This window comes from Colwellia sp. 20A7 (assembly GCF_009832865.1).
GTDB lineage: Bacteria > Pseudomonadota > Gammaproteobacteria > Enterobacterales > Alteromonadaceae > Colwellia.
Genome location: NZ_CP047130.1, coordinates 2673142 through 2699834, shown reverse-complemented (window position 1 = coordinate 2699834; position 26693 = coordinate 2673142). Strand labels below are relative to the sequence as shown.

Annotated in this window: 17 protein-coding genes; 10 read left to right on the top strand and 7 right to left on the bottom strand. The window is 37.6% G+C overall.

The genetic code is table 11. The features are described 5' to 3' along the window. Positions 1-36: 36 nt before the first annotated feature. Positions 37-2172: a TonB-dependent siderophore receptor gene (locus GQS55_RS11715; RefSeq protein ID WP_159820691.1), complete on the bottom strand. Its 2136-nt coding sequence runs from the start codon at positions 2170-2172 to the stop codon at positions 37-39. Between the two features lie 240 nt (positions 2173-2412). Here GQS55_RS11715 and GQS55_RS11710 point away from each other — a divergent pair, with 240 nt between their 5' ends. Both GQS55_RS11710 and GQS55_RS11705 read left to right on the top strand, forming a co-directional pair. Then, positions 2413-4086, top strand: coding sequence for an alpha/beta hydrolase (locus GQS55_RS11710; RefSeq protein ID WP_159820690.1), 1674 nt, complete (start codon positions 2413-2415; stop codon positions 4084-4086). A 344-nt stretch (positions 4087-4430) separates the two neighbouring features. Continuing rightward, on the top strand, positions 4431-5480 hold the full coding sequence (locus GQS55_RS11705; protein WP_159820689.1) for a hypothetical protein: 1050 nt from the start codon (positions 4431-4433) through the stop codon (positions 5478-5480). Positions 5481-5524: 44 nt separating this feature from the next. Here the strand turns inward: GQS55_RS11705 and GQS55_RS11700 are convergent, their stop codons facing one another. Then, positions 5525-6436: a LysR family transcriptional regulator gene (locus GQS55_RS11700; protein WP_159822804.1), complete on the bottom strand. Its 912-nt coding sequence runs from the start codon at positions 6434-6436 to the stop codon at positions 5525-5527. A gap of 186 nt (positions 6437-6622) precedes the next feature. On the opposite strand from GQS55_RS11700, the gene GQS55_RS11695 reads away from it, so the two are divergent. The 3 genes from GQS55_RS11695 to GQS55_RS11685 all read left to right on the top strand — a co-directional run bounded on the left by GQS55_RS11695 (position 6623) and on the right by GQS55_RS11685 (position 9613). Beyond that, a complete protein-coding gene (locus tag GQS55_RS11695; RefSeq protein ID WP_159820688.1) occupies positions 6623-7309 on the top strand; it encodes a type 1 glutamine amidotransferase domain-containing protein in 687 nt (228 codons plus the stop codon). Positions 7310-7385: 76 nt separating this feature from the next. Then, positions 7386-8555, top strand: a complete 1170-nt coding sequence (locus GQS55_RS11690; protein WP_159820687.1) for an iron-containing alcohol dehydrogenase — start codon at positions 7386-7388, stop codon at positions 8553-8555. Between the two features lie 17 nt (positions 8556-8572). Next, positions 8573-9613 carry an NADP-dependent oxidoreductase gene (locus GQS55_RS11685; protein ID WP_159820686.1) on the top strand — a complete coding sequence of 347 codons (1041 nt, stop codon included), beginning with the start codon at positions 8573-8575 and terminating at the stop codon, positions 9611-9613. A gap of 220 nt (positions 9614-9833) precedes the next feature. On the opposite strand, the gene GQS55_RS11680 is transcribed toward GQS55_RS11685, so the two are convergent. Continuing rightward, on the bottom strand, positions 9834-10253 hold the full coding sequence (locus tag GQS55_RS11680) for a Cd(II)/Pb(II)-responsive transcriptional regulator (protein WP_159820685.1): 420 nt from the start codon (positions 10251-10253) through the stop codon (positions 9834-9836). Between the two features lie 171 nt (positions 10254-10424). On the opposite strand from GQS55_RS11680, the gene GQS55_RS11675 reads away from it, so the two are divergent. Genes GQS55_RS11675 through GQS55_RS11665 form a run of 3 tightly spaced genes read left to right on the top strand, consistent with a single transcriptional unit; the run spans position 10425 to position 16053 of the window. Beyond that, the gene (locus GQS55_RS11675) at positions 10425-11813 is read left to right on the top strand and encodes a TolC family protein (RefSeq protein ID WP_236559626.1); all 1389 of its coding nucleotides are present in this window, start codon (positions 10425-10427) and stop codon (positions 11811-11813) included. A 10-nt stretch (positions 11814-11823) separates the two neighbouring features. Beyond that, on the top strand, positions 11824-12909 hold the full coding sequence (locus GQS55_RS11670; protein WP_159820684.1) for an efflux RND transporter periplasmic adaptor subunit: 1086 nt from the start codon (positions 11824-11826) through the stop codon (positions 12907-12909). 12 nt (positions 12910-12921) lie between these two features. Beyond that, positions 12922-16053 (top strand): efflux RND transporter permease subunit, encoded by a 3132-nt coding sequence (locus GQS55_RS11665; protein ID WP_159820683.1) that lies wholly within the window; start codon positions 12922-12924, stop codon positions 16051-16053. Positions 16054-16252: 199 nt separating this feature from the next. Here GQS55_RS11665 and GQS55_RS11660 read toward each other — a convergent pair whose 3' ends face one another. Then, positions 16253-18241: an oleate hydratase gene (locus GQS55_RS11660; RefSeq protein WP_159820682.1), complete on the bottom strand. Its 1989-nt coding sequence runs from the start codon at positions 18239-18241 to the stop codon at positions 16253-16255. A 223-nt stretch (positions 18242-18464) separates the two neighbouring features. Here GQS55_RS11660 and GQS55_RS11655 point away from each other — a divergent pair, with 223 nt between their 5' ends. Beyond that, a complete protein-coding gene (locus tag GQS55_RS11655; protein ID WP_159820681.1) occupies positions 18465-19019 on the top strand; it encodes a DsrE family protein in 555 nt (184 codons plus the stop codon). Between the two features lie 130 nt (positions 19020-19149). Beyond that, a complete protein-coding gene (locus tag GQS55_RS11650) occupies positions 19150-20856 on the top strand; it encodes an alkaline phosphatase D family protein (protein ID WP_159820680.1) in 1707 nt (568 codons plus the stop codon). Positions 20857-21097: 241 nt separating this feature from the next. Here the strand turns inward: GQS55_RS11650 and GQS55_RS11645 are convergent, their stop codons facing one another. The 3 genes from GQS55_RS11645 to GQS55_RS11635 form a co-directional block, all read right to left on the bottom strand. After that, positions 21098-23467 carry a TonB-dependent receptor gene (locus GQS55_RS11645; RefSeq protein WP_159820679.1) on the bottom strand — a complete coding sequence of 790 codons (2370 nt, stop codon included), beginning with the start codon at positions 23465-23467 and terminating at the stop codon, positions 21098-21100. Between the two features lie 264 nt (positions 23468-23731). Beyond that, positions 23732-24256: a YgjP-like metallopeptidase domain-containing protein gene (locus GQS55_RS11640; RefSeq protein ID WP_159820678.1), complete on the bottom strand. Its 525-nt coding sequence runs from the start codon at positions 24254-24256 to the stop codon at positions 23732-23734. 431 nt (positions 24257-24687) lie between these two features. After that, positions 24688-26691, bottom strand: coding sequence for a MacB family efflux pump subunit (locus tag GQS55_RS11635; RefSeq protein WP_159820677.1), 2004 nt, complete (start codon positions 26689-26691; stop codon positions 24688-24690). Positions 26692-26693: the final 2 nt, after the last annotated feature.

The window sequence follows — 26693 nt, the reverse complement described above, 5'->3', positions numbered from 1 at the left end:
GCGTATAAATAATTTACGCTTGTACAAGTAAGGATGTTAGAAATCCATTTTTACTTTGACAGCAAAAGTGCGAGGTTCTCCAATTCTTAGACCACCATATGAGTCACTATTTGCCCAGTATTCTTTATCAAGTAAATTGTCGACAGTGCCAATAACGGTAAAGGCTTGTCCTGCGATTTTTGTCGTATAACTAGCGCCACCGTAAAATATAGTATAAGCAGGTAACTCCCAATTATTATTGGAATCTACTGTAGTTACACCATGATATTTCCCCCCTAGATTAACTGTTAAACCAGGAATTGAGGCGACATTGTAGTTAGACTGTAAAGTGACCTGTTGCTTCGGTGAACCAGCTACATCATTACCTTCTATTTGTGTGTTTGTTTTATCATATTCAGCACTTAACAACATAAAATCACCATACAGTGATAAGTTTTCTGAGATCTCTAATGCGCCGCTGAACTCTAATCCTTGATAAAGGCTTATCCCGTCTTGAACTAGGTAATTATCATCTGTAACAAGTGTCGCACCCCGTTCAATACGAAAAAGGGCTGAGGTGACAGACCATCCTTCTCCTGCTGTTTTAAGACCTAATTCATATTGTAAACTTTCTAAAGGAGGTAGTAGTTCATCGGCATTCGCATAGGTTTCGCCCACAAATGATGTTTGCCCTTCAAAAGACTCTACATAACTAACATAGTAAGAAGTATTTGTGTCAGGCTTATATATTAATGCAGCTGTGGGACTTACAGCAGAATCACTATAATCATCATGGTAAGCAGAGAAATAATCACTTGGTGTATGTTCAATATTATTTGACCTTACCCCTACTAAAGCCTCCCATTTATCAGTAATAGATATAAAATCACTGATAAAAATAGAGCTCTGTGTATCTACCCAAGCCATTTGAATGTCTTTTTCAAGATCTGCACTATAACTAGGTATGTCAACGGGGTTAAATAGGTTATTAGTAGCATAGCCTCTAGTTACCTTACGTCCATAGATACCACCATCATTTCTATAAGTGGTTGCTTCTTGGTAAGATGCACCAATCACTAAATTATGAGTAATGCTGCCAGTGTTAACTTGGCCTGTAAGTAAGCCTTGAACTTGGTCATATTCAACATCGAAATACTGTTCATATAACCCAATTTCAATATCTCCAGCGCTATTGAGTAATGATGATAAATGTTTAACCCACCGAGTTTCATTTTTAGAATGGTCATAATCGAGACGAGCAACCCAATCATCATTAATTTCCCATTTTAAGCTTGTAAGCGCAATTAAGTTTTCGTATTGATCAAAAGTACCATCAACAGCTATGTTTTCAGTACCGTTAATCGGTTTAGGTAAAGAGTCCGTACTATCTAAACTATTACTGAGCTGAGTCCATGAATTTTCAATTAAACGATCATTATAGATAATATCTACAGTCCAAAAGAGGGAGTCTGTTAATTGGGCATCAAAAGCTAATGAAGCAGTATCGCGGTCGATAGATCCGCCATTTAAATAGGTATCTCCGGTTTCTTTAACTAAATTAACTCTTAATCCATATTCATCGTTATCACCCATACGTGTACTAGCATCAATATGTCCGCTAAATACACTATCGCTACGCATGCCGAAATCAAAGCTTACTGCTTCTTCTTTTGCTTTTTTAGTGACGTAATTAACGACTCCACCAGGTGCTGCCATACCATACATAAAACCCGTAGCACCTTTTATAAGGGTTACTTGCTCAAAAGCTTCATAGGGTAATTCACCACTAAAACTATTAACAGACATGCCATTTACTTTAAAACTCTGGGTGTAATCTAACTTTAAACCACGTACACGCAGCGTATCACCGAAGGCACTGTAAGCACTACCATCAACAGAGACAGAAGCTTCTCGACTAAATAAACTATCTAGTGTGTTTACTTGGCGAATTTCCAAATCTTCTAGTGAAATAACATCTACCGAAAAAGGGGTCTCTAGTAGTGATCTGTTACCTAGGGCTCCACCATTATTTTCTTCACTAAGCTCTGTAAGTTTATGACCTACAACGCTAATGACTTCTATTTTTTTATCAAGTTCATCAGCTGCTATCGCTGAATAACTATTTACAGATAAAACTGTGGCGCACACCACAGCTACTTTGCTTTTTTTAAACTGTAAGCTATTAGTTTTCATTTAGTATTCCATATTATTTGAAAATAAATATTGAGAGCAGCAAAGGATAAACAGGGAGATATTGCCTAACCCAATATTTATTGTAATTATTAAGCGGCGAAGATCTTAACCTAAATAAGAATGATTGTTAATAGCATTTAATAAATAAATAAGTTATTATTTATTCTTGATATGATTTATAAAAAAACACTGTGAATTTAGATGCTTGGCGATTATAAATTTAGAACGTAAGGAAAATAAATGAAAATAATGAGTTTTTATCTTAAGAAAATGTGTTGGCTTTTGTTCGGCGTTAGTGGGTTAATATATTTTACACCATCTACTGCTTTTAGCTCAGAGATGATTACTTTAGAGGTTGGCACTCCTTTGAATGGATCCTTCAGTAATAATGCTATTGAAGCAGATAATTTAAAACAGAAGCAGTCTTCAGTGGCAATAAAGGTTTCTTGTCAGAAGGGTGATTACCTTACGGGATTTGTTTCTAATGGTAATAACACACTGACAATTGATGTAATTAATTCAGAAGGAAATATATCTCGTCGTTTAATTGATCATAAAAGTGGTAAACACTCTTTTTACTCGGTAGCTGAAAATTGTGATGAAACATGGCGTTTATCTGGCTCTGGCAGTTATCAAATTGTTCTTGAGAATCGTATCAGTTTAAAAGATCAAACACCCGATAAGCAAGATACGTTATCAAGTCCAAAAATATCAGCACTAAATAACGTATTGAAAAAAGGGGGGTCTACCCATGATTTTTGGCTAGCGGTAGAAAAATTAGGTACGCCGCTTGTTGAAGAAACTTCAGAGGGCACAGTGATGACTTTTCTCGCCAGAGGTGATTATAACAACGTTAAATTGATTGGGGCGCCTTCTAACAATCATGAGTCCCTACAAAGGCTTGCTAATTCTGATACCTGGTATAAAAGTTTTATTGTACCTGACAATACTCATTTATCTTATCAAATAGCCCCTGATGTGCCGCAACCACCACTAACTGGTTTTGCTCGTCGAGTTGCTATAAAAGCTGTGGCTCAGGTTGATCCGTACAACCATTACCCCTGGTCATCTTCGGGTTTTGACAAGTTTAGTACGAAATCAACTATCACTCTTGAAGGTGCGCCTAAAAACCCTATGATCGATTCAACAGAAATAAAGCCAAAAGGGACATTTTCTCAATTTTATTTTACGAGCAGTACCTTAGCGAATACTCGCGAGATAACTATTTATTCTCCTCTAATGACTAAGAAAAATAAAAAGGATGCTGTACTGCTATATATTTTTGATGCGCAGGCTTACATAGAATTGGTCAACTTGCCAACAATACTCGATAATTTAATGGCAGAAGGTGCTATTCCTCCTGTTATTACCGTTTTTATCAGTAATCCTGATCGTGAAGCTCGTGCTCGTGAATTGCCAGCTAATAGCATATTTGCTGATGTTTTGGCTAATGAACTTATTCCTCAAATAAAGCAGAGGTTACCAATTATAATACCAAAAGAAAAAACGGTTATTGCTGGCTCTAGTTATGGTGGATTAGCAGCAACGACGATAGCATTACGTCATCCTGAGATATTTGGCAATGTTATCTCTATGTCAGGGTCATTTTGGTGGAGTCCCAAAGCTCAGACTGAAAATGATAAACATTTTGTAGCTTCTGAAGTCATAGCTATGGATAAAAAAGCAGTTCGTTTATTCTTAAGCGCAGGTTTATTTGAAAACTCTCGTGGCGTTGGTGATGGAATTTTAGAGACTAATCGCCATTTACGTGATGTTTTACTGGCAAAAGGGTATGACGTTACCCATCAAGAATACAGTGCAGGACATGATTATTTTGCATGGCGAGGTATTATAGCTGATGGTTTACTTTCACTTTTTACTTCCAATCAACAAAGAGAAAAGCAAGAGAAATAATGTAACCTTGGGCATGACTTTCATTATTTTTACTTACTAATCAATTAATTTAGTTATGGCTAAATTCATTTTGCTATTAGAATAGTATCGAATTCATTTATTATGCGTAAAATAAAACCCATGAAATACATGGGTTTTATTTTTTATGTCACTTTTGGGCTAGGTAAGTCTTTTGTCATTAATCTTTCTTTTTAAGCTTATATTATTGCGTTATTAACGGTTTTATTAAAATAATTTTATTTTGATGAATAAATTATTTTAATTTTGTGGTCTAGGTTAGGAGTTAAAACGTATTACCTATTAATTGCGATAAAAACAATGACAAGTCGAACTGAGTTACCTATATGAAAATCATTCAATTATTTAATGGTGAGTTTTCTGCTGAAAATGCGCCCAAAGCACAACTTGATAATGGCAGTTTTTGCATACCACAGCATTATCTTAAATATCGACACACGTTAGCGAGTGTGGAAGAGCTTATTTTAAAAATAAGTTATTGCGATAGATACCCCATATTTGTTTCAGAAGATAATCAAGGGATTTATATACAAGTTGGTATTATCGGCGCCGATAACTACAAAGGTAATCATTATGAAAGTCGTTCTATTCTTCATAATAATCAAAGATTAAGTAATGGCGTTTCAGCAGTAAAAGATAAAAACCTTAAAATAATGTATGGGCGAAAATGGCGGGTAGAGCCTAAATTACCCAGTGCTGAAATAATACAAACCGCTTTTCTTGCGATAAAAAAGGTGAGAGAGCATGAAGTACGAGAGCTATTTCGTTTAAAAGCGTTTAATAAAACTACAACACCATTAAATTGTCATCATGATGTGACTATGTTGATTAATACTCAAGAAATTAGAAGTAAAGATACTGAGATTTCATGGTTAGAACTACAACAAGAGTTGGATAATTTGCGCTATGAAAAAGCTAATTTTCAGGTGATGAATATTGAAAACCGACATGAAAAATATTGGATACTTGAATTAAAAGTATGTCTTGAGCCTTCAAGTCACTTAGATGAAATAGAGCATGATCAACTTATTGTGTTAATCATTAATAAACTTACCTTTAATGATGTTTGTTATCAATTAATGGCAGAGCTAATTCGATTAAGTGATAGGCATGTAGACGAAAACTTTATGTTTTCTCGCGTTGCCCGTTTTAGCCAAGAAAATGATATAAAAGCGATTGCTAAAATATCAGCTAATACTCGTGAACTTCACAAATCAGCGGAAAAGTCAGATTTTGAAAAAGATTGGCGTAAAGAAAACTATCAAGTGGACTTAGCGCGAGTTCCTCAATTAAACACCAGCGTATTTTCAGAGCGCATTAGAAACATATTAAACTCGTTTAATGGTATTGAAGGAATATTACCAGACAATACTTAATCATTTTAAGTATTGTCTGGTGCTATCCATAAGGAAGTATACTTTTAGACTGTTGTTATACTTATTTGACTTGTAAAATATTCTTTTAAATAATTAAGCAGTAACCTGAGCTTTTTAGAATTTGCTGTGCCTGGAGGAAATACGCCATACACATTAATATCGCTAAGTTTGTAATCATCAAGCACTGTTTCTAACGTGCCTGCTTTTATTTTTGGTAACGCATCATAAGTAGGTATGCGCCCTAAACCATGTCCTGCTGCAACGAAAGAAGTTCGTGCAGCAGCATTATTGGTACTAATGCTGCCTTTTGTCGTAATGCTGAATGAACGACTACCTTTAGTTAGTGTAACGACACCTGATGTTAATTTGTATATGATCCATTGATGATTGCTTAAGTCGGCAGGACTTTTGGGTCGGCCATACTGAAGGAAATACTCAGGAGCACCACACAAACACGTTTGTAATGTGGCTAATTTACTTGCTTGCAAACCAGAATCAAGTAAAGGCGCACCACGAATAGCTAAATCAATGCCTTCTTTCATAATGTTAACAACTTCATCTGTTAGCATTACATCAAGTGATATTTTAGGATAGATTTTTTTAAATTCATTTAGTGCAGGTACAACGGTTTGTAAACCAATATTAACCGGACACGTTATTTTAAGTAGCCCAATAGGCTCATTTTTAAAATTCTCTATTTGTTGATTAGCTGCACTCGCTTGTTCAGAAATTATACGACAGCGTTCATAATATCCTTGGCCTGCTTCGGTAAGGTTAATAGATCGGGTAGAGCGGTTAAGTAATTTCACTTCTAGTTGTGCTTCAAGCTTTTTTAAATGATAACTGACCACTGCTCGGGATAAGCCTAGGTGTTTTGCCGCAGCACTTAAACTTCCTTGTTCAATAACTTGTGCAAATACAACCATACTCTTGAGTTGTTCAAACGAGATATCCATAAAGCCACCCGATACAATTTTTGATAAAACACTCATCATTGTATCAATTATTAATACAAAGTAGTTAATTTTATCTGCATTGTTCACTTGTATGATTGAGCATATACTAGCTCTATTGAAAATAAATAAACAATCACAAGATATATACATACTTCTATGGATATATAGATAAAAGGATAAATGATAATGACTAAGAAAATATTGATGGTACTTACTTCGCACGATGAACTAGGAAACACAGGTAATAAAACAGGTTTTTGGGTTGAAGAATTTGCAGCTCCTTATTATGCTTTTATCGATGCCGGTGTTGAAGTTACGCTAGCTACACCTTTAGGGGGACAAGCACCTATAGATCCAACAAGTACGCTAGCCGATTTCCAAACAGCAGCAACAGAACGTTATGATGCTGATCTTGAAGCACAAGCTAGAATTGCTACAACAGTAAAATTAGCGTCAGTGAGTGAAGCAGATTTTGATGGTGTTTTCTATCCTGGCGGCCATGGCCCATTATGGGATCTTACTGATAATACTGACTCTATCACCTTAATTGAAAACTTTTTAAATGCAAGTAAAGCCGTTGCAACCGTTTGTCACGCAAGTGCTGCTTTATTAAATGTTAAAGATGCGTCAGATAATTTTGTTATAAAAGGCAAAGCTGTAACAGGTTTCACTAATAGCGAAGAAGAAGCCGTACAGTTAACAGATGTTGTGCCATTTTTACTAGAAGATGAGCTGATTAAACGTGGCGCTGAATATCAAAAAGCACAAGATTTTCATCCCTTTGCAGTACAAGATGGCCTAATTATTACGGGGCAAAACCCAGCTAGTTCAGCTTTAGCTGCTGAGAAATTACTGACTCATCTTTCGGCTTAAATAAATTACTTCGTTTAGCTAAGTTATTTAACTAATTAACTTAGCTAATTCGCTAGAGATAAATACAGGACAACATATGTTAAATTTTAATTTTCAAAATCCAACAAAGATTAACTTTGGCGAAGGTCAAATCAACGTTATTTCAAAAGAAATTCCTTTAAACGCACGAGTATTAGTGGTTTATGGTGGTGGTTCAATTAAAGGTAATGGCGTATATCAACAAGTTGTTAATGCGCTTACTGATCATACTTGGTTTGAGTTTTCAGGAATTGAACCAAACCCAACCTACGATACCTTGATGAAAGCCCAAGATATCATTAAAGCAGAAAAAATTGATTATTTATTGGCGGTAGGTGGCGGCTCTGTGGTTGATGGCGCAAAATTTATTGCTGCAGCTGCATTATATGAAGGGGATACTGAAGGAAATGATCCTTGGGATATTCTAGCGAAACAAGCAACTATCACTAAAGCATTACCGCTTGGCGCAATATTAACATTACCGGCAACAGGTTCAGAAAGTAATGGTAACTCTGTAGTGACACGAGATGGCAATAAGTTACCTTTTGCTAGCCCTTTAGTTCGTCCACTATTTGCAGTATTAGATCCAACAGTAACCTTGTCATTATCAGATCGCCAAATTAGTAATGGTGTTGTTGATGCTTTTGTTCACACAATTGAACAGTATTTAACTTACAGTGTTAATGGTAAGGTGCAAGATCGCTTTAGTGAAGGTTTGTTGCAAACGCTAATTGAAGAAGGTCCTAAAGCTTTAGCAGCTGAAACGAAAGATGATTTAGAAGTCAGAGCCAATATTATGTGGTCTGCAACCATGGCATTAAATGGCTTAATCGGTGCGGGTGTACCACAAGATTGGTCAACACATATGATTGGGCACGAATTAACCGGTGCTTTTGGTATTGATCATGCGCGTACATTATCTATTGTGTTACCGGCCGTGATGAAGGTTTGTAAAGAACAAAAGCGTGAAAAATTACTACAATATGCATCGCGCGTATGGGGAGTAAATGAAGGTAATGAAAACACACGTATTGACCAAGCAATAAAATTAACTGAAGAGTTTTTCGAAAAAATGCAAGTGCCAACACGTTTATCTGATGTTGAACTTGGTAGTAAAGATATTGATTTATTAGTTGAGCGATTAGAACAACACGGCATGACAGCGTTAGGTGAACATAGCGATATTACGTTAGACATAAGCCGTGAAATTTTAACTCAAGCACTATAAAGATAATAGGAAGTAATATGACTCAAACAACGGATATTAATCGTCAAATGCTTTTGGCATCAAGACCTTTTGGTGCCCCAGTAAGCGAAAATTTTAACCTGGTAACGAGTGAAAAGCCGACACCTAAAACAGATGAAGTATTGCTTCGTACCGTGTTTCTTTCATTAGACCCATACATGCGTGGCCGCATGAATGATGCGAAGTCTTATGCTGAGCCAGTTGGTATTAATGAAGTAATGGTTGGTGGCAGTGTTTGTCGAGTAGAAGAGTCAAACCATGCTGATTATAAAAAAGGCGATTGGGTTGTCGCTTTTGGTGGCTGGCAAGATTATAGTGTTATCAATGGCAGTGAATTACTTAAACTTGACAATAATATGGCCAGCCCATCGCATGCATTAGGTGTTTTAGGTATGCCTGGGTTAACAGCCTATATGGGGTTACTTGATATTGGCCAACCTAAAGCAGGCGAAACTGTTGTGGTTGCTGCAGCAACAGGTGCAGTAGGAAGCTTAGTTGGACAAATAGCCAAATTGAAAGGCTGTAAAGTCATTGGTATTGCCGGTGGCGATACTAAATGTAAATATGCGGTTGATACCTTAGGCTTTGATGCTTGTTTAGATCATTATTCAGATGATTTGGCTGAACAACTGGCGACAGCTTGTTCATCAGGTATTGATGTTTACTTTGAGAATGTTGGCGGAAAAGTATTTGATGCTGTTATGCCATTATTAAATAGCTCAGCCCGTATCCCTTTATGTGGCCTTATATCGCAATATAATGCGACTGAATTACCAAGTGGTCCTGACAGATTGTCATTATTAATGGGCACATTGTTAATTAAGCGTATTAAAATGCAAGGCTTTATCGTGTTTGATGACTATGGCCATCGTTATAATGAATTTAGCGAACAAATGGCTAAATGGTTAATAGCTGGTGACATCAAATATAAAGAGCAAGTGGTTGAAGGACTTGAAAATTCAGTTAATGCATTTATCGGCTTATTAAAAGGTGATAATTTTGGTAAGTTAGTTGTGCGTGTTGGTCCAGATAACCTCTGATTTTAACGCCGATTTAATAACTGCTTTATATTTTTAAAGGGCTCTTATAAATTAAGAGCCCTTTTTTATATTTGTTGGTTTATTCGTTATTGCACTACTTCTATTAAATTAATCAGTTATCAAATTAAGTTGTTATGCTTGTAGTCTTTGATTTTAATTTTCTTTTAATTGTTTTTTAAGGATTGTCTTTCTAGTAGCTAGTGTTTGAATCACGAGTTTTTTAGTAAGGTGTTTCTGATAAATGCTCAGTAGATTCTTTGTTTAATTTCTTCAATATTTCACATTCACCAATAATATTATTTGAGCAAGATGTAGATAAGGTATGAAGCGTTTTTTCTAATAGCGTTAATTCACTTATCGTACGACGAACTTTCTTTAATTGCTGATCTATAAGTAAATCTACTTCAAGGCAAGAAGATGTTTTATCTGATTGTACTGCTATTAATACTTTTATTTGCTCAAGCGGTATTTGTAATTCTCTACACCTGCGGATAAAAATCAAGTTGTCTACATCAGCTAAATTATATTCTCTATAACCATTACTATTACGTGATGGTTTTGGCAGTAATCCTATTTCTTCATAATAGCGAATTGTCTTACTGAGTACGTTCGTTAACTTAGACAGTTGATTTATTTTCATAACATTTGACCTTACACCTACAGTAAGGTTTATGATGAGCCAAAATAAGGGCTTATTCAACATAAATTCATAAAAACTGCTACAGCATCATTTGACGTAGCGGCTTCTATCACCTTGTACTACAGAGTAAAAAACCCCTTAATTACGTCAATAAAAATGTAGGATATGTAAATGTGTTATTTGTTTTTTTTGCCATGTAAAGCTGCAAAATTGTCACACCGATCAAAAGACCCATTAAGGATTAAATTATCCCCTGTGAAACTACTGATGATGAGCTTGTGCTTTTTAAGTCCTTTCTCTTTAGCTGATAGCGATAACAAAACTCAACAAAATAAAAGTGTAGTGTTAAACACGTTAACGTTAGCTTCAGCAATCAAAAAAACACTCAATGATAATCCTTCGCTTAAAGTATTTGAATTTCGCCAACGTGCGATTGAAGGTCAGTTGCAAAGTCAGCATTTAAAACCTGCTTATGAAATCGGTTTCGAAATGGAAAACTTTGCCGGTACTGGCAGTATAGGTACCTTTGAAAATACTGAGTTTACGGTATCTCTTTCTTCTGTGGTTGAGATGGGAGATAAACGCTCTGCTCGTGCAGGTATTAGTCATAGTCGTAACTCTCAACTGATTGCGATGCGCAAAATTAAGGCCTTAAATTTATTGAGTGAAGTTGCACGCCGATATATTGATGTTCTAGCGGTACAAGCGCGATTGTCATTGGCTAAAGAAGCAACGGCATTAGCTGAGGAAACATTATCTGAAGTAGAAAAACGTGCAAAAGCAGGGGTTGCACCAGAGGCAGAAATTAAACGCGCACTTGCTGCACTAGGAAATGCAAGATTAGTGACTTCATCAGAGCAACAACAATTTGATTATGCAAAAGTTTTTTTAGCAATGATGTGGAAAGAAACAACAGCTGAGTTTGAAAGCGTTGAAGGTAACTTATTCCAGTTTTCTAAAGATGTAGCGTTTGAAAAATTATATAACAAGGTTAAACAAAACCCTGAGATTTTAGTTTATGCAGCAGAAGAGCGTTTAAGAGATGCTCAACTTCGTTTAGCGCGGACTGAGTCAAGTGCAGACATAAAATGGTCGGTGGGTATTAAGCAAATTCAAGCGCTTAATGATACGGCGCTTACCGCTGGTTTTAGTATGCCTTTGTATTCATCTCAACGGAATACCGGTGCCATTATATCAACCCAAGCTGCACGAGATGAAGTTAACTACAAAAGGGAAGAGAAATTGTTAGCGTTACATAACCAATTATATCGAGCTTATAGTAATAGAAAACAAGCTATTTTTACTGCATTAAATTTAAAAGATAGCATTATCCCTACATTAACAGAAGCCTTGAAAGAAACCCAAATAGCCTACCAACGTGGTCGCTATAGCTATTTAGATTATTTAAGTGCGAGACAAGAACTGCTTTTTGCACGCCGTGCAATTATTGAATCAGCTACAGCTGCACTACGATATGGCATAGAAATAGAACAGCTTATCGCTGAACCATTACCAGCTTCGCAGCATAATTTCACATCACAATTAAATGACCAGTTTTAAGGGCTTTTACATGACAATTACCCAGAGAATTACAAAATATACACTTATGTTCTTATTAACTATGGCAACAATCAGTAGTGCTGTGATAAGTAAAAACACCTTTGCTATGTCTGAGCATGATAGTCATGAGCATAAGCGTATAGAAAAACATTCAAATCATGATGAAGAAGAAAGCCCACATGCAGATGAACACGGACATGAAAATGAGCATCAAGATGATCATGGACATGAAGAGCATGTTGAGATCTCAGTCGATAACGCAAGAGAAGCTGGCATCGTAAATTTGATTGCCGATAGTGCTCAAATAAAAAAAAGTATAACCGTTTATGGTAAGGCAGAAATAAAACCTAATGCTATTAGCCAAGTAAAAGCGCGTTTTGCTGGTTTAATTACACGTGTAAATGTCGATGTTGGTGATAATGTTAACGCTGGCGATATTCTCGTTGAAGTTGAGTCGAGTGATAGTTTAAAAAAATATAATATCACCGCACCTATTTCAGGTGTAGTAGCAGAGCGACTTGCTAATCCTGGTGAAATAGCAGAGTTACAAACATTAATCACAATAGAGAATTATGCACAGTTGTGGGCTAAGTTTCAGATTTTTCCAAGTCAGCAAGTAAGTGTTAAAAAGGGGCAAGCAGTCACTATCTTATCTCCAAAACACTCTTCAATGCACTCCTTAAAGCCACTTTCAAACTTGCTCTCAATAAAAGCCGCTCAAGTCAAATCTAGCCAATCAACAATATTACATTTGTTGGCCAATAAGAATCAGCCGTTTATTACCGCAATAGTTCCTATAAATAATGCAAATAACCTATGGAGTCCAGGAAAAATGCTCACTGGCAGCATAGTAACAAGCGAAGAGAAGGTTACTATCGCCGTTGATAATCGAGCTATTCAAGAAATTGAAGGTCAGCGTGTCGTTTTTGTAAGAAATAAAGGCGGTTATGAAAAACGTGAGTTAACGTTGGGTCAAACAGATGGTGAATTAACTGAAGTTTTCGCCGGAATTGATGCAGGCGAGCAATATGCCGTTATTAATAGTTATCTACTTAAAGCTGATTTAGGTAAAGCAGGTGCAGCGCATGTTCATTAAGGAGAATAGAATATGATTGAATCAATATTGCGCTTTTCGATAGCGCGACGTGGGTTAATGATGGCGATGATTTTAGTTATTATTGCTATAGGTTACTGGAGTTATCAAAAGCTTCCTATTGATGCTGTACCCGATATAACTAATGTCCAAGTACAAATTAACACGCGTGCGCCTGGGTATTCACCATTGGAGACTGAACAGCGAATCACTGTACCTATTGAAACGGCAATTAGAGGAATTCCTGCTTTGTCATATACGCGATCTATTTCGCGCTATGGGTTATCGCAAGTTACTATTATTTTCGATGAAGGTACTGATTTATATTTCGCTCGTAGTCTTATTAATGAAAAGTTAAGTGCACTTAAAAATAAACTGCCGAGTGAATTAACGCCTGAGATGGGCCCAATTTCTACCGGGCTTGGCGAGATATTTATGTATAGCGTTGAAGCATCTGCCAATGCTTTACAGGCAGACGGCTCACCATTTGATGCTACAGCGTTACGTGAAATACAAGATTGGATCATTAAACCTCAGTTATCGTTAGTTGACGGTGTAACTGAAATTAACACCATTGGCGGCTATGACAAGCAATATCACATTACGCCAACACCAAGTAAAATGCTTGAGTTTTCACTTTCATTTAATGACATTAATACTGCCTTAAATAATAACAACAGTAACCGTGGAGCAGGTTATATTGAGCAACATGGTCAGCAACTTATGGTGCGATCACCTGGTCAACTAACCTCAGTTAATGACATAGAGCAGGTTGTTGTTAAGTTGGTTGACGGTACGCCAATTAAAATAGTCGATATTGCGGATGTTGCTATTGGTAAGTCATTACGCACAGGTGCTGCAACGCGTAGTGGTGAAGAAACCGTTATAGGCAGTGCGATGATGCTTGTTGGTGAAAACTCTCGTGTTGTTGCGCTAGCTGTGGCAGGAAAACTTGAACAAATAAAGTTATCTTTGCCTAAAGGCGTTATCGTTGAGGCGGTATATGATCGAACAACCCTTGTTGATAAAGCCATGTTTACAGTACAAAAGAACTTGGTTGAAGGAGCATTATTAGTTGTCGCTGTATTATTTTTATTACTGGGTAATATTCGGGCGGCATTAATCACTGCTGCAGTTATTCCTCTTGCTATGTTAGCCACCATCACTGGTATGGTGAAAGCCGGTGTGTCGGCAAACTTAATGAGCCTTGGCGCATTAGACTTCGGTTTGATTGTCGATGGTGCCGTCATTATTGTTGAAAATTCAATTAGGCGACTAAGTGATGCACAACGAAATAACGGCGGTATTCTTGCTAAAAAAGATCGGTTAAAGGTCGTTTATTCAGCAACCAATGAAGTGATCAGGCCAAGTTTATTTGGTGTTTTCATTATTACCATCGTTTATATTCCATTATTTAGTTTGACGGGGGTTGAGGGTAAAATGTTTCACCCAATGGCTGCAACCGTAATGATGGCACTGATTGCCGCGCTTGTTTTATCGCTTACTTTAGTACCTGCTGCAGTTGCGTTATTTATGACAGGTAAAATTAAAGAAAAAGAAAGCCGTATTATTAGTGGGGCGAAATCAGTTTATAAGCCTGTGCTAATGATTGCGATGAAATTTAGATGGGTAATATTAGTTTGCTGTGCGGCTTTAGTTGCTTTTTCTTTTTGGTTAGCAACAACGCTTGGCTCGGAGTTTATTCCACAACTTAATGAAGAAGATTTATTGTTACAAGCAATTCGTATCACAGGTACAAGCCTTGAACAGTCAGTTGAAATGCAAAAAGCATTAGAGCTTAAAATACAAGAATTCCCTCAGGTTAAAAATGTATTTTCCCGAATAGGAACACCCGAAGTAGCGAATGATCCAATGCCACCCAATATTGCAGATACTTACGTCATGTATACACCAAGAAACCAATGGCCAGATCCTACCTTGAGTTATGATGAATTATCGGCACACATTGTTGAAGCTGTCGCAGGACAACCGGGTAATAATTTCGAACTTACGCAACCTATTGAAATGCGCTTTAATGAATTGATTTCAGGGGTTAGAGCTGATCTAGGAATTAAGGTGGTGGGTGATGATTTAGACCAACTATTACGCTCTGCTAATGCTATTAGGGAAGAGATTGAGAAAATTGACGGTGCAAGTGACATTCAGGTTGAACAAGTGACGGGTTTACCTATGTTATCAATTTTACCTAAACGTATAGAGCTTGCACGTTATGGTCTTAATATTGCTCAATTACAACAGGCTTTAGCTACGGCAATTGGTGGTGAAAATGCTGGCGCCATTTATGAAGGTGATCGTCGTTTTAGTATCGTAGTAAGATTACCAGAGCAAGTTAGAAATAATATTTACCGATTAGGGGAGTTACCTATAGTTTTACCTAATGGTCAGTTTGTGCCTTTATCAGAGGTTGCTGATCTTAATATTGCTCCAGCTCCTAATCAAATTAGCCGTGAAAATGGTAAACGCCGTATTGTGGTAACAGCCAATGTGAGAGGTACTGATTTAGGTACTTTTGTTAAGAATGTTAAACAAAAAATTCAGCGTAATGTAGAAATTCCGTCGGGATATTGGCTTGAGTATGGTGGTGCGTTTGAGCAATTAGCATCAGCCAATGAACGATTAACCCTCGTTATACCGATAACCTTAGCAATTATTTTAGGCTTGCTAGTTATGGCTTTTGGCAGTTTAAAGGATGCGTTAATCATATTTTCAGGGATCCCGCTAGCCCTTACTGGTGGTGTTATAGCCTTGTGGTTACGTGATATGCCATTATCAACTTCTGCTGGTGTTGGTTTTATCGCACTTTCTGGTATAGCTACACTCAATGGTTTGGTGATGCTGATGTTCATTCGTGATTTATTTAAAGAGCGAGGTGAGCTTATTTCAAGCATTATCGATGGTGCTATGCTCAGATTAAGACCGGTATTGATGACTGCGTTAGTTGCAGGATTAGGCTTTGTTCCTATGGCATTAAATATTGGTACGGGGGCAGAGGTACAACGCCCATTAGCTACCGTTGTTATTGGCGGTATTATTTCATCCACGCTGTTAACATTGCTAGTGTTACCTATTTTGTATCGTATTGTTCATCAGCGTGAATTTGACAAAGGTTTACTTCAATCTAATTGATAAAATTTTTCCGAACAAAGCTGATGTTATTAATGCAAGTTACAGTCACTTTGAAAAATACCATGATGTACCCGTTAAATGTTGCGCAAGTTAAAAGTTGATAACCCTCCATTGTCAAAAGAAATGGAAGGCTGTATTGATGTAGTAATAAATTACTACATCAATACATTATTAAAGCAATAAGTTACTTTTGGCAGTGTTACTTATCTTTAGTTGAAAAACCTTCTCTGAGTGAGCTTATCCAACCACCAAGCTTATGCATTACCGTATTACCTTTACCGAGCAGTTCATTCATTTCTTCTTCAAAATGCCATTGTTTTTTCTCTTCAGGCTCTGGCAGTGGAGGTAAGATGTGAGCAAAATATGTTTTATCCAACAAGCGATGTAATAAACGTTCTCCAAAGAAAGGTTTACCACTGTTAAGTGCTCTTGCGCCTTTGATCATGTTACGAATATCATATTGCGTTGGGCTAATATCTGGCACTTGCTTAGGAATATTCAATAGCTTGTACACGCCAACACGCGCACTTCTAATGGATGTTTCCATAGTGAATATAACGTCGTTGCGAGTTTCGACAAACTGACCAACAAAGCCTAAATTAGTACAGCCTTCTGGCACAGGTTTTGGCCTGTCGCCTGAACCGCGAGTCATAAACTGAGCTGTTATGTAAGGCATTAATGCCGTACGAATTTTAGTGTTGGCAATAACGTCGTCAAGTTGGTCGACAATACCAAGGTGGAAACAAAGCTCCTCAAGAATTTCTTTACCAGTACACTCACTCATGTTTTTTTTAACTCGATTGCCTTTTTTATCCATAAGCAGGCCGTAAACCCATATCACTAATAAGTCGTCAGGTTGCTCTGGATAATGCGGTTGGCGATTACAAGTAACACTTAACAGCCAGTTTGAATCCGTAACGGTAATAATGCCACCTGTTGCAGCTCGGCCAGAATAAAGGTCGTTTACCGCAAGAGTTTGTAATTTATCAATAAGCGGTGACGGTTTACATGTTAGCGTAGCTGACTCCCAAATAGACTTTTCAACATTGCCACAAAACTTATCAGGTTTACCAAATACAGGCGATTTTACCGCTAAGTTTTTCCATAAATCCCAACCGCTATTTTTACCGGGATCATCGTTTTCACAAGTAAGAACAGGAACGCTGTCCATATCACCATAAGCAGTTTGTTCAGTCATGGAGCCATTAAGAGCAAAGACTAAATCTTGTGGTGCCACTGCAATCTGTTGTTCTTTACCATCAATAACGGTTTTGATAGCCGTAACTGTTTTTTTATCGCCTGTGAAATTGATATCAAGGTCATGTGCACAAGTATTAAACTGAAACGTAACGCCTTTATCACGTAAGTACTTTTGCAGTGGTTTAATAAAGGTGTCGTATTGATTGTACTTAGGAAACACCAAAGTAGACATATCACCAAAGCCATCAATAGCGTCAAGGAAACGATGTAAATACAGTTTCATTTCTAACAAGCTATGACAGTTTTTAAAGGCAAACATAGTGCGGAATAAAAACCAAAAATTAGTCTTTAAAAAACCTTCACTGAAATACTCATCAATGCTGATGTCGTCTAATGTGTCTTTACGTTTTAGTATGAGGCGGAGCACTTCCCACTGTTGAGACTTACTTAGTCCAAAGTCCTTATCATCTAAAATCTCACCGCTTGTTTTAATTAACCGTGCTTTAGAGTAATTAGGATCGTTGTCGTTAACGAGGCGATATTCGTCAAGTACAGAATAACCTTCTGGTAGTTCAAGTGCAGGTATTTCTTGGAATATATCCCACAAGGTATCGTAGTTCCAAGTCATTTCACGGCCACCGCGAATTATGTAGCCGTTTTCTGGATCTCCAGAACCATCCATAGAGCCGCCAGCAACATCCATTTCTTCTAAAATGGTAATGTTTTTACCTGGCATATGACCGTCACGAATAAGATAAAATGCAGCGGCAAGTCCACCAACTCCACCACCGATGATCCAAGCTTTACGTTTTTCTACATCCGGAGTAGGTAAAGGCTTATGACGAGAATAAGGAGAAATATAGTCACAAGGTGGCAAGGTATTTAATTTTTGGTGATGCCAAAAGTCTTTAGTTGCATCAGGTTCATGTTCAAATCCCTCTGGTGCAGTTGTTGGAATATCAAATTTGGAATTCATTTTTATAGACATAACGCGTTCCTTTTATAAGCGAGTGTTGTGCAGAAAGTATGATTTTTTGCTTAAACTAATCATGCTCTCACCAAACAGTAAATATATTGTGATAGATCAATCTATTGACGTTTATTTAAAAACTTATAATTTCGCGTAAACTCTGTAAATTTAAATGATAAGAATGGTAATTGCTGCTTTTTTATATCAATATAATATTTAACGTATTTTAAAGGTGAATGAAATGAAATTTATTGATTTGGCTAAGGCGAAATATTTAGTGGCGGTAGTATTAATGTGTACGGCTGGTTCTTCGTTTGCCGGCAGTGAGGCATTTAAACCAGGCACTCAAATAAAAGAATTTGGTAAAATTGCATCGGTTGATACAGCAGTCGCAATACCCAAAAACACAAAGTTTAAGATTGTATTCGATGTCGCCACAACGGGAGATGCAGGTACGGTTAATCGTAAATTTGATAGTTTAGCGCGATTTATTAACATGCACGTAGCTAACGGTGTTAAACCTGAAAATATTGATTTGGCGTTGGTTGTACACGGTAAGGCAACACTTGACGTACAAAATGCAGCAGCGGTTGAGGCAAAGCAACTTGGTGAGAATAAAAATATACCGTTATTACAAAGCTTGCTAGATAACAATGTAAAAATTTATTTATGTGGTCAGTCAGCGGCTTTTTACGATGTTAAAACTGCAGATCTTTACCCAGGTGTTGATATGGCACTTTCAGCCATGACTGCTAATGCTTTGTTACAGCAACAAGGTTACACTTTGAATCCTTAGTGTTTGCAATTGTACATTATGATAACTCTGCAACATAAATGTCATTGAAACTTCTTTTTCTATTTATAAAAATGAAATATTTAAGCAGTAAAGTGTGAGGTTACTGTTTAAACATCTTATTAAGTAAATTATGTCAAATACCTCTCGTCGTAAATTTTTAAAACTAACCACAGGCTTATCAGCTGGCAGTGTGCTTGCATTAGCCGTATCTACTTCGTTAACTGGCTGCGCAGCATTACAGAAAGAATCGTTAAGCAATGTTGAATTTAAGCATGGCGTTGCCAGTGGAGATCCACTAAACAATGCGCTTATTATATGGACGCGCGTCTCAGTATTAAAAGATACCATGCAATCTAGCGCAACCGTTGCGTGGGAACTGGCCAGTGATGCCGAGTTTAAAAACATTATTAGAAACGGTACTGAAAAAACAGATAAGCGTCGTGATTTTACCATCAAAATAGATGTGCAAGATTTACAACCTAACACCGAATACTTTTATCGTTTTGTTGGTTTAGCGTCATTAAGCCCAGTAGGCCGTGGTAAAACATTACCAATCGATAATGTTGAGCAAATTAAAATGGTCGTTGTGTCTTGTTCAAACTATCCTGCAGGTTATTTTAATGCTTATTCAGATGCAGCAAAGCAAGAAGATCTCGATGTGGTTTTACATTTAGGTGATTATATTTATGAATACCCCATGGGCGGTTATGCAACGAACAATGCAGAAAAAATAGGACGGCAATTAGCTGCTGATAACAGCGGTGAAATAATTACTTTAAGTGATTATCGTAAACGTTATGCCATTTATAAAACCGACAAAGGTTTGCAAGCGTTGCATGCAGCCGCGCCATTTATTGCGGTTTGGGATGATCATGAAATCAGTAACGACACCTATAAAAGTGGCGCAGAAAATCACAGTGCAAATGAAGGTGACTTTTTTAAACGCCGTGCTGCTGCAATTCAAGCCTATTACGAATGGCTACCTATTCGTCCACCAATGGGCGAGCAAAATCCACAAATATACAGAACTTTCGATTTTGGTAATCTACTTAGCTTACACATGTTAGACACGCGTGTTATCGCCAGAGACAAACAGTTGTCTTATGCCGATTACCGAGATAAAAGCAGCAAAGCCATGGATATTGCTAAATTTGCGCAAGATCTTAACGACCCTAAAAGAAAATTACTGGGTAAAACCCAATTAAACTGGTTAACGTCTGCCGTTGGTAATTCAAAAGCAAAATGGCAGGTGTTAGGTCAACAAGTGCTAATGACTAAAATGTGGTTGCCAACAGAAATATTTTCACAAGCAGATCGCAATGATATTCCTAGAGTCGTGGCTGAACTCGGCGCAATAAAACAAGATGTTTTGAATAACAAAACAGTGACGGCTGAACAGCTTGCTAGGGTGAACACGTTAATGCCATACAATTTAGATGCGTGGGATGGTTATCCTGCAGAGCGTGAAGCTCTGTATAATAGTGTCTCGGCATTAAATAAGCAGTTGATTGTGGTGGCGGGTGATACGCACAATGCATGGTATGGAACATTAAAAGATGTAAAAGGCAATGCTGTTGGTGTTGAGTTTGCAACACCTGGAGTAACCTCACCAGGTATGGAAAGCTATTTATCAATAGATACAGCACAAGCGCAAAAAATGGCTCAAGGCTTGTCTTTATTGATCAATGATTTAGAGTATTGTGATTTGTCACAACGTGGCTATATGCTTGTTACGCTAACCAAGCAAGCGATAAAAACCGACTGGCGTTATGTCGATAATATCTTGTCAGAGCAATTCACAATGGTTAATCCAGCGCAAAGAATTTATAAAGCTTAAGCGTCTAAGCATAAGTTACGCTAAACGGATTAAGTAGCTCGAACGATAGGTAACGATAATATAAAAGTAGGGCGGTTACGTTAATGCGTAACCGCTTTTTTATTTGCTTAGTTTGTAAGTATATAGAGGAAATCAAGCTGAAGTGAAATGTAGACAATAAAAAAGCCACAATAAAAGTGGCTTAATTAATCTCTTGGGATTATAAGTTGTTTACTGTTTACTAGTGGTTATAAGGTATAAGTTATAAGCCCGCAGTACCAAAGTTCATTGTGAACTCAACACCAAACATACGAGGGGCACCCGCTACAAAAGTAGGGTTGCCAAATCCACCACCAGTATTCCCCGCATCAACTAAATATTCTTCATCAAGAAGGTTGTTAGCATATAAGTTTACAGACCAATTTGAATTACTCGCGATACCAACACGAGCACTCATTAAACCAAATGCTTCTTGGCTGATGTCTAAGCCGGAGATTGGGGCATTTTCAGGTTCAAAGAATACTTCTGTACGGTAGCTGTATATTAATGAACTCGTTAGGCTTAATGAGTTTGATATTTCAGTACCGTAGAACAAACCTGTACTGAATGTCCATTCAGGTTGTAATCTAAAGGTATTACCGGCTAATTGGCCATTGTTGCTGTCATCATCAATTTCTGCATCAAGGAAAGCAGTGTTTGCAAATACTTCAAATTCATCGCTAAGTAAGGCTCTTATTTCGGCTTCAAAACCAAGATTAGTTGCAGAGCCAGCATCAGCGGAATAAGCAACGCCTTCTTCATCTTGTAAAGTAACTTGGAAGTTTGAATACTCTTGGTAGAACATTGCCACAGAGTAATCCACGCGGTTTTGTAATGCTTTACCTTTAACCCCTGTTTCGTAGTTCCAAATAACTTCTGCAGGTACTTCGCTAACCGAGATAGCAGCATCACCTTGTGCAGTAGACATTGAGCTAACTTCTAAGACTTCAGAACGTCTGCCTTTTGAAATAGTTGCATATACGTTAGTTGTCGGATTAATTTCATATAATGCATTAAAGCGTGGTAACCAGTCGTCATAATCGGCTTCTGCGTAGAAAATTTCACCACCAGTATCCACGGTGAATAATGCTGCGCCTGTTAATATACTATTTGGCGCGTCTGACTGATAACCACTGCGTTTTTCTTCTTTTACATAACGTAAACCAGCGGTTAGCTCTAATGCGTTAGTGGCACGGTAACTAACATCAGCAAAGGCTGAATAGGCAGTATTTTCACCATAGTTAGTAAATTCAAGCGAATAAGGAAGTAGCGTTGCGGCTCCTTCTGTTAAATATGGAGTTAATACGTTAACACTACCATCTGTATTAATACAGGGTAAGTCACTTCCTAATAAACCAAGACAATTTAAGAATACCGACTCTTCTGTACTAAATGGCACTGCTTGGCTGCCGTCTTCATCAAAGTAGCTAGCACCAAAAATAGTCGTGAAGTCACCCGCTGTATAAACAGCACGTAATTCTTGGCTAAATTGATCGCCTTCAGCGGCTTCTGCAAATTCTAGAAACCAAGCTTGTGTTCCGTCACCGTCGAAAACTTCTAACGAATCAAAGCTACGTTGCGCCGTAATTGAAGTAACGGTTAGGTTATCGTTTACATCCCAGTTAACGGTCAGGTTTAGGTCGTTAACGGTACGTTCTACCCCTAAATCTTCTTTACCAAATACGTCTTTAGCAAGTGGTGAACCTGATAATTCTACAAAACTGTATGGGCTAGTATCACCACCCGTTGGTGCGTATAAACCATTTTTAAATGAGGTACCAGAGTCATCATTTTTTTCATAGGTGTATACAAGATCAATCGTTACGTCGTTGTTTGGGGTAATGCGTAGAGATGGACGATAAGAAACATGATCAAGTGCATGCATGTCTTCTTGAACGAATCCGCCAGCACTTTGTGAATCATCATTACCCGCTATATTTTCAATAAAACCGTCACGAGTACGGGAAGTAAAGGCAAAGCGACCTTGTACTAGATTGCTACCGCCGGTAACAAAACCACTTAAGTTTTTAGCGGAAAAGTTACCAACCGAGGCTTTAATTTGTGCGGAAAAGTCTTGTTCAGGTTTACGAGTAGCAACACTGATTGCACCAACAGAAGCGGCAGTACCAAACAAGGTTGCTTGTGGCCCTTTTACAACTTCAATGCCTTCAACATCAAATAGTTCAAAGTATGAGCCTCGTGAACGAGAAACATCTACGCCATTATAGTATACAGAAACGCGTGATGATGATTGTGAAGAGCCACTGTCTGAGGTTATGCCGCGAATAACAAATCCTGGATTGTTTGGGCTTTGCTCTTGAATTACAAGCCCTGGTGTTATGTCAGACAATGCATCTAACTCACCAATGCCTATACTTTCTAGAAAATCACCATCATAAGCCGTTATTGTTACAGGTACATCTTGAATTGATTGCGCGCGTTTCTGTGCAACAACCACAACTTCTTCCAAAGATTTTTCTATTTCTTTTTCAGCTTGCTGTGCTGCATAACCATTTACTGATGTAACGCATAACATCGCTAGAGAAATTTTTGTTAGTTTAAATAAAGGTTGATTAATAACTTTACTTGTCATTTTTAGTTCCGATTTAAGTAGTTTTTTAAGTCGAAAGAAGAGTAACTGAGTAATGCGAATTTTTTGCGTCGAAATAATGACAAATTTATTAAACTATATTTCAATTTTATGAATTGGTGTTGAGTTTATTTCTATATAATTCCTTAATACATGAAGAAAAAAACTAAAAGCTTAAGGGAGGGGGCTATCCACAGGGCAATTATTTATCGTTAGTGACTCAAAAGCTAACATCTTTTGTTAGCGAAATTTTCTAATTGATGATAATTAGTAAATAGGACCTTTTAATTCGAGTTGAGTTAGATATAAACGCATCTCAAATTCTAACTGATGATAGTCTGGCAGCATATGTTGGCACAATTGATAAAATGCTTTATCGTGCGGCTTGATCCTGATGTGAGCTAACTCATGAACAACAATCATTTCTAAGAATACCTCTGGTGCCGTTTTGAAAATATCGCTAATTCGTATTTCATTTTTACTTTTTAACTTATTCCCCTGAACTCTTGAAATAAATGTATGCAAGCCCAAAGCATTATTTACAACATGTATTTTTTTATCGTAAATAACTTTACTTAATGGGGATGACTTTCGTAAATGAGTATTCTTTAAATTCATGACATATTCACGAAGCATTTTATCGTTGTTAATATGATGTGTTTGAGGATGTTTCTGAAGTAGAAAATTACCTAATGTATCTTTTTCGATCATCGTGCTGATTTGATCTTGTACTTCAATTGAATATGAAGATAAATACTTTAATGGCGCTAGTTTAACTGTTGAGGATGGCATTTTTAGCTTAGATAATCGAATAAATAAAATTGTACCTTACTTATTTTTATTCTGATAGTGATAAAATCTCAAGTTGAAAAGACAAACAAAAGATACTGTTTTAACGTATCTGGCCTTACACAACAAAAAAACATAAAGCCAGTTAGGATACGAAAGCGGACGTTAGCCTTGGCCTATCTAACGACAAGTGATCCGGCTATAGCAGACACTAGCATCAATAATTTTTTGACCTGTTTTTTGTACACAAAAGCATTGACCCGTCGTCATATTGATAGACAAGAAAGTCACTTACTGACATAAACTATTGTGTGAACCTGTACATGCCGCATTTATGTTGAATAGAGCAGCTAACTAATTATCTTTGACTTTAATAGTTGAAAAAACTATTAAAGTCAGCATTGCTATAACACTTATCTATTATCACACTCCACCTAATCCCTTGACAGAGCCTCAATAGGGTTAAGTTTTGCCGCATTACGGGCCGGAAGATAGCCAAATAGAATACCAATGAGGGTCGAGCAAGCAAAAGCGGCAATGATAGATGTACTAGAATATATCATTTGAAATTCACTACCTGAGTAAGAAAAAATTACCCCGGCCAAATAAGCTAGCCCTATACCTAGTGCGCCACCACAGAAACAGACCAATACGGCTTCAATCAAAAATTGACGTAAAATATCCATCTGCCTAGCGCCAACGGCTATGCGTATACCTATTTCCTTCGTGCGCTCAGTTACTGAAACCAACATGATATTCATTACGCCAATCCCACCAACTAACAAAGAAATGAACGCAATAGCAGAAATGAGTAACGTCATGGTCTCAGATGTTTTTTCTATACTTTTTCGTATGGTGTCAGTGTTGATAGTGAAAAAATCCACCGTATCATGCCGCATGGTCAATAACTTAATAATTCCTTGTTCTGCCATCTCACTTGATACATTTTCGTCAACCCTTACAGTGATATCATCAACATAGTCTTGCCTGAATATTCGTCCGGATACGGTGGTATAAGGTAACCAAACATTCAATTCATCACTATTGCCAGACATACTTTCAATTGGCTTGGTCACGCCAATAACGCGAACGGGAAGTCGGCCTAGAAAAATAACATTACCAAGTGCATTACCGTCGGCAAAAAGTGCTTGTTCGGTATTCACGTCAATTACCGCAACTTGTTCTAGTGCATCGATGCTGTCTTCGCCAAAGTATTGTCCTTTTGCTAAGTCATAACCCCGTACACGGAAATAATCAGTGCCAACACCTTGAACAGAGCCGGTAACGGTTTCACTGGAATAACGAATAGCGACATTCGCTCTAACTGTTGGCGTAGCGCTATCGACAAATGATAATGTTTTAAGCGCCTTGGCATCCTCAGCCGTGAGTGAATGCACCCGACCAGAGCGACGGTCTCCACGACCTGTTCCAGGTTTTATCTCTATGGTATTGGTACCCATTGAAGCAATATTATCCATGATTTGTTGCTGCGATCCCGCGCCTAGAGCGACTACTGATACAACAGAAGCAATACCAATGATGATCCCTAGCATGGTAAGGAATGTACGCAAACGGTTATTGGACATGGCAATAATAGCCATTTTCAAGGCTTCAAAATAACGCGACCAGTTAATACGCTCGCGAGTTTTGTTATTAGCTTTTTTCTTAGTACTTTCAGGGAGTTTACCTTCAACTACTTTGCCTTCATTAGCGACTCTATAAGTTTCTTGTTCAATGTTGCTAGGGTTATTCACATTAGCTTTATCGCTAATAATTTCTCCATCTTTTATCTCAATAACGCGATCAGCAAACTCTGCGATATTAGGATCGTGTGTTACCAAAATAATGGTATGACCATCGCTATGTAGCTCCTGAAGCAACTTCATCATCTCATCGCCACTGGTGCTATCTAATGCTCCAGTTGGCTCATCGGCAAGAATAACGTCGCCACCATTAACTAAAGCTCTGGCGACACTAACACGTTGCTGCTGACCACCACTTAGTTGGTTTGGTTTATGATCTAAACGATCGCCTAAGCCAAGGCGTGTAAGTAGTTGTTTCGCTTTTTCTTGTCGAGAGTGCTTATCTTCATTGGCATACAATGCTGGTACTTCTACATTGCCCAGTGCACTTAAATCACTTAATAGATGATAGCGCTGAAAAATAAAACCAAAGTATTCACGTCGTAATGCAGCAAGTTCATCTTCTCCCATAGTGGAAGTATCTTGTCCATTGATGAAATAACTGCCTTTGTTTGGTTTATCCAGACAGCCAAGAATGTTCATTAGTGTCGACTTTCCTGAACCAGATGCGCCGATAATAGCTATCATTTCACCACGATTAATCTGCAAGTTAATATTTTTTAAAACCGTAAGTTCATTATCCCCCGCAGTAAAACTACGGCTCACATCAACAAGTTTGATCAGTGCATTAGTCATAA

Coding starts and splice junctions, on each gene's coding strand:
- GQS55_RS11715 (WP_159820691.1), bottom strand. CDS start 2,172: ATGAAAACTAATAGCTTACAGTTTAAAAAAAGCAAAGTAGCTGTGGTG.
- GQS55_RS11710 (WP_159820690.1), top strand. CDS start 2,413: ATGAAAATAATGAGTTTTTATCTTAAGAAAATGTGTTGGCTTTTGTTC.
- GQS55_RS11705 (WP_159820689.1), top strand. CDS start 4,431: ATGAAAATCATTCAATTATTTAATGGTGAGTTTTCTGCTGAAAATGCG.
- GQS55_RS11700 (WP_159822804.1), bottom strand. CDS start 6,436: ATGGATATCTCGTTTGAACAACTCAAGAGTATGGTTGTATTTGCACAA.
- GQS55_RS11695 (WP_159820688.1), top strand. CDS start 6,623: ATGACTAAGAAAATATTGATGGTACTTACTTCGCACGATGAACTAGGA.
- GQS55_RS11690 (WP_159820687.1), top strand. CDS start 7,386: ATGTTAAATTTTAATTTTCAAAATCCAACAAAGATTAACTTTGGCGAA.
- GQS55_RS11685 (WP_159820686.1), top strand. CDS start 8,573: ATGACTCAAACAACGGATATTAATCGTCAAATGCTTTTGGCATCAAGA.
- GQS55_RS11680 (WP_159820685.1), bottom strand. CDS start 10,253: ATGAAAATAAATCAACTGTCTAAGTTAACGAACGTACTCAGTAAGACA.
- GQS55_RS11675 (WP_236559626.1), top strand. CDS start 10,425: ATGTGTTATTTGTTTTTTTTGCCATGTAAAGCTGCAAAATTGTCACAC.
- GQS55_RS11670 (WP_159820684.1), top strand. CDS start 11,824: ATGACAATTACCCAGAGAATTACAAAATATACACTTATGTTCTTATTA.
- GQS55_RS11665 (WP_159820683.1), top strand. CDS start 12,922: ATGATTGAATCAATATTGCGCTTTTCGATAGCGCGACGTGGGTTAATG.
- GQS55_RS11660 (WP_159820682.1), bottom strand. CDS start 18,241: ATGTCTATAAAAATGAATTCCAAATTTGATATTCCAACAACTGCACCA.
- GQS55_RS11655 (WP_159820681.1), top strand. CDS start 18,465: ATGAAATTTATTGATTTGGCTAAGGCGAAATATTTAGTGGCGGTAGTA.
- GQS55_RS11650 (WP_159820680.1), top strand. CDS start 19,150: ATGTCAAATACCTCTCGTCGTAAATTTTTAAAACTAACCACAGGCTTA.
- GQS55_RS11645 (WP_159820679.1), bottom strand. CDS start 23,467: ATGACAAGTAAAGTTATTAATCAACCTTTATTTAAACTAACAAAAATT.
- GQS55_RS11640 (WP_159820678.1), bottom strand. CDS start 24,256: ATGCCATCCTCAACAGTTAAACTAGCGCCATTAAAGTATTTATCTTCA.
- GQS55_RS11635 (WP_159820677.1), bottom strand. CDS start 26,691: ATGACTAATGCACTGATCAAACTTGTTGATGTGAGCCGTAGTTTTACT.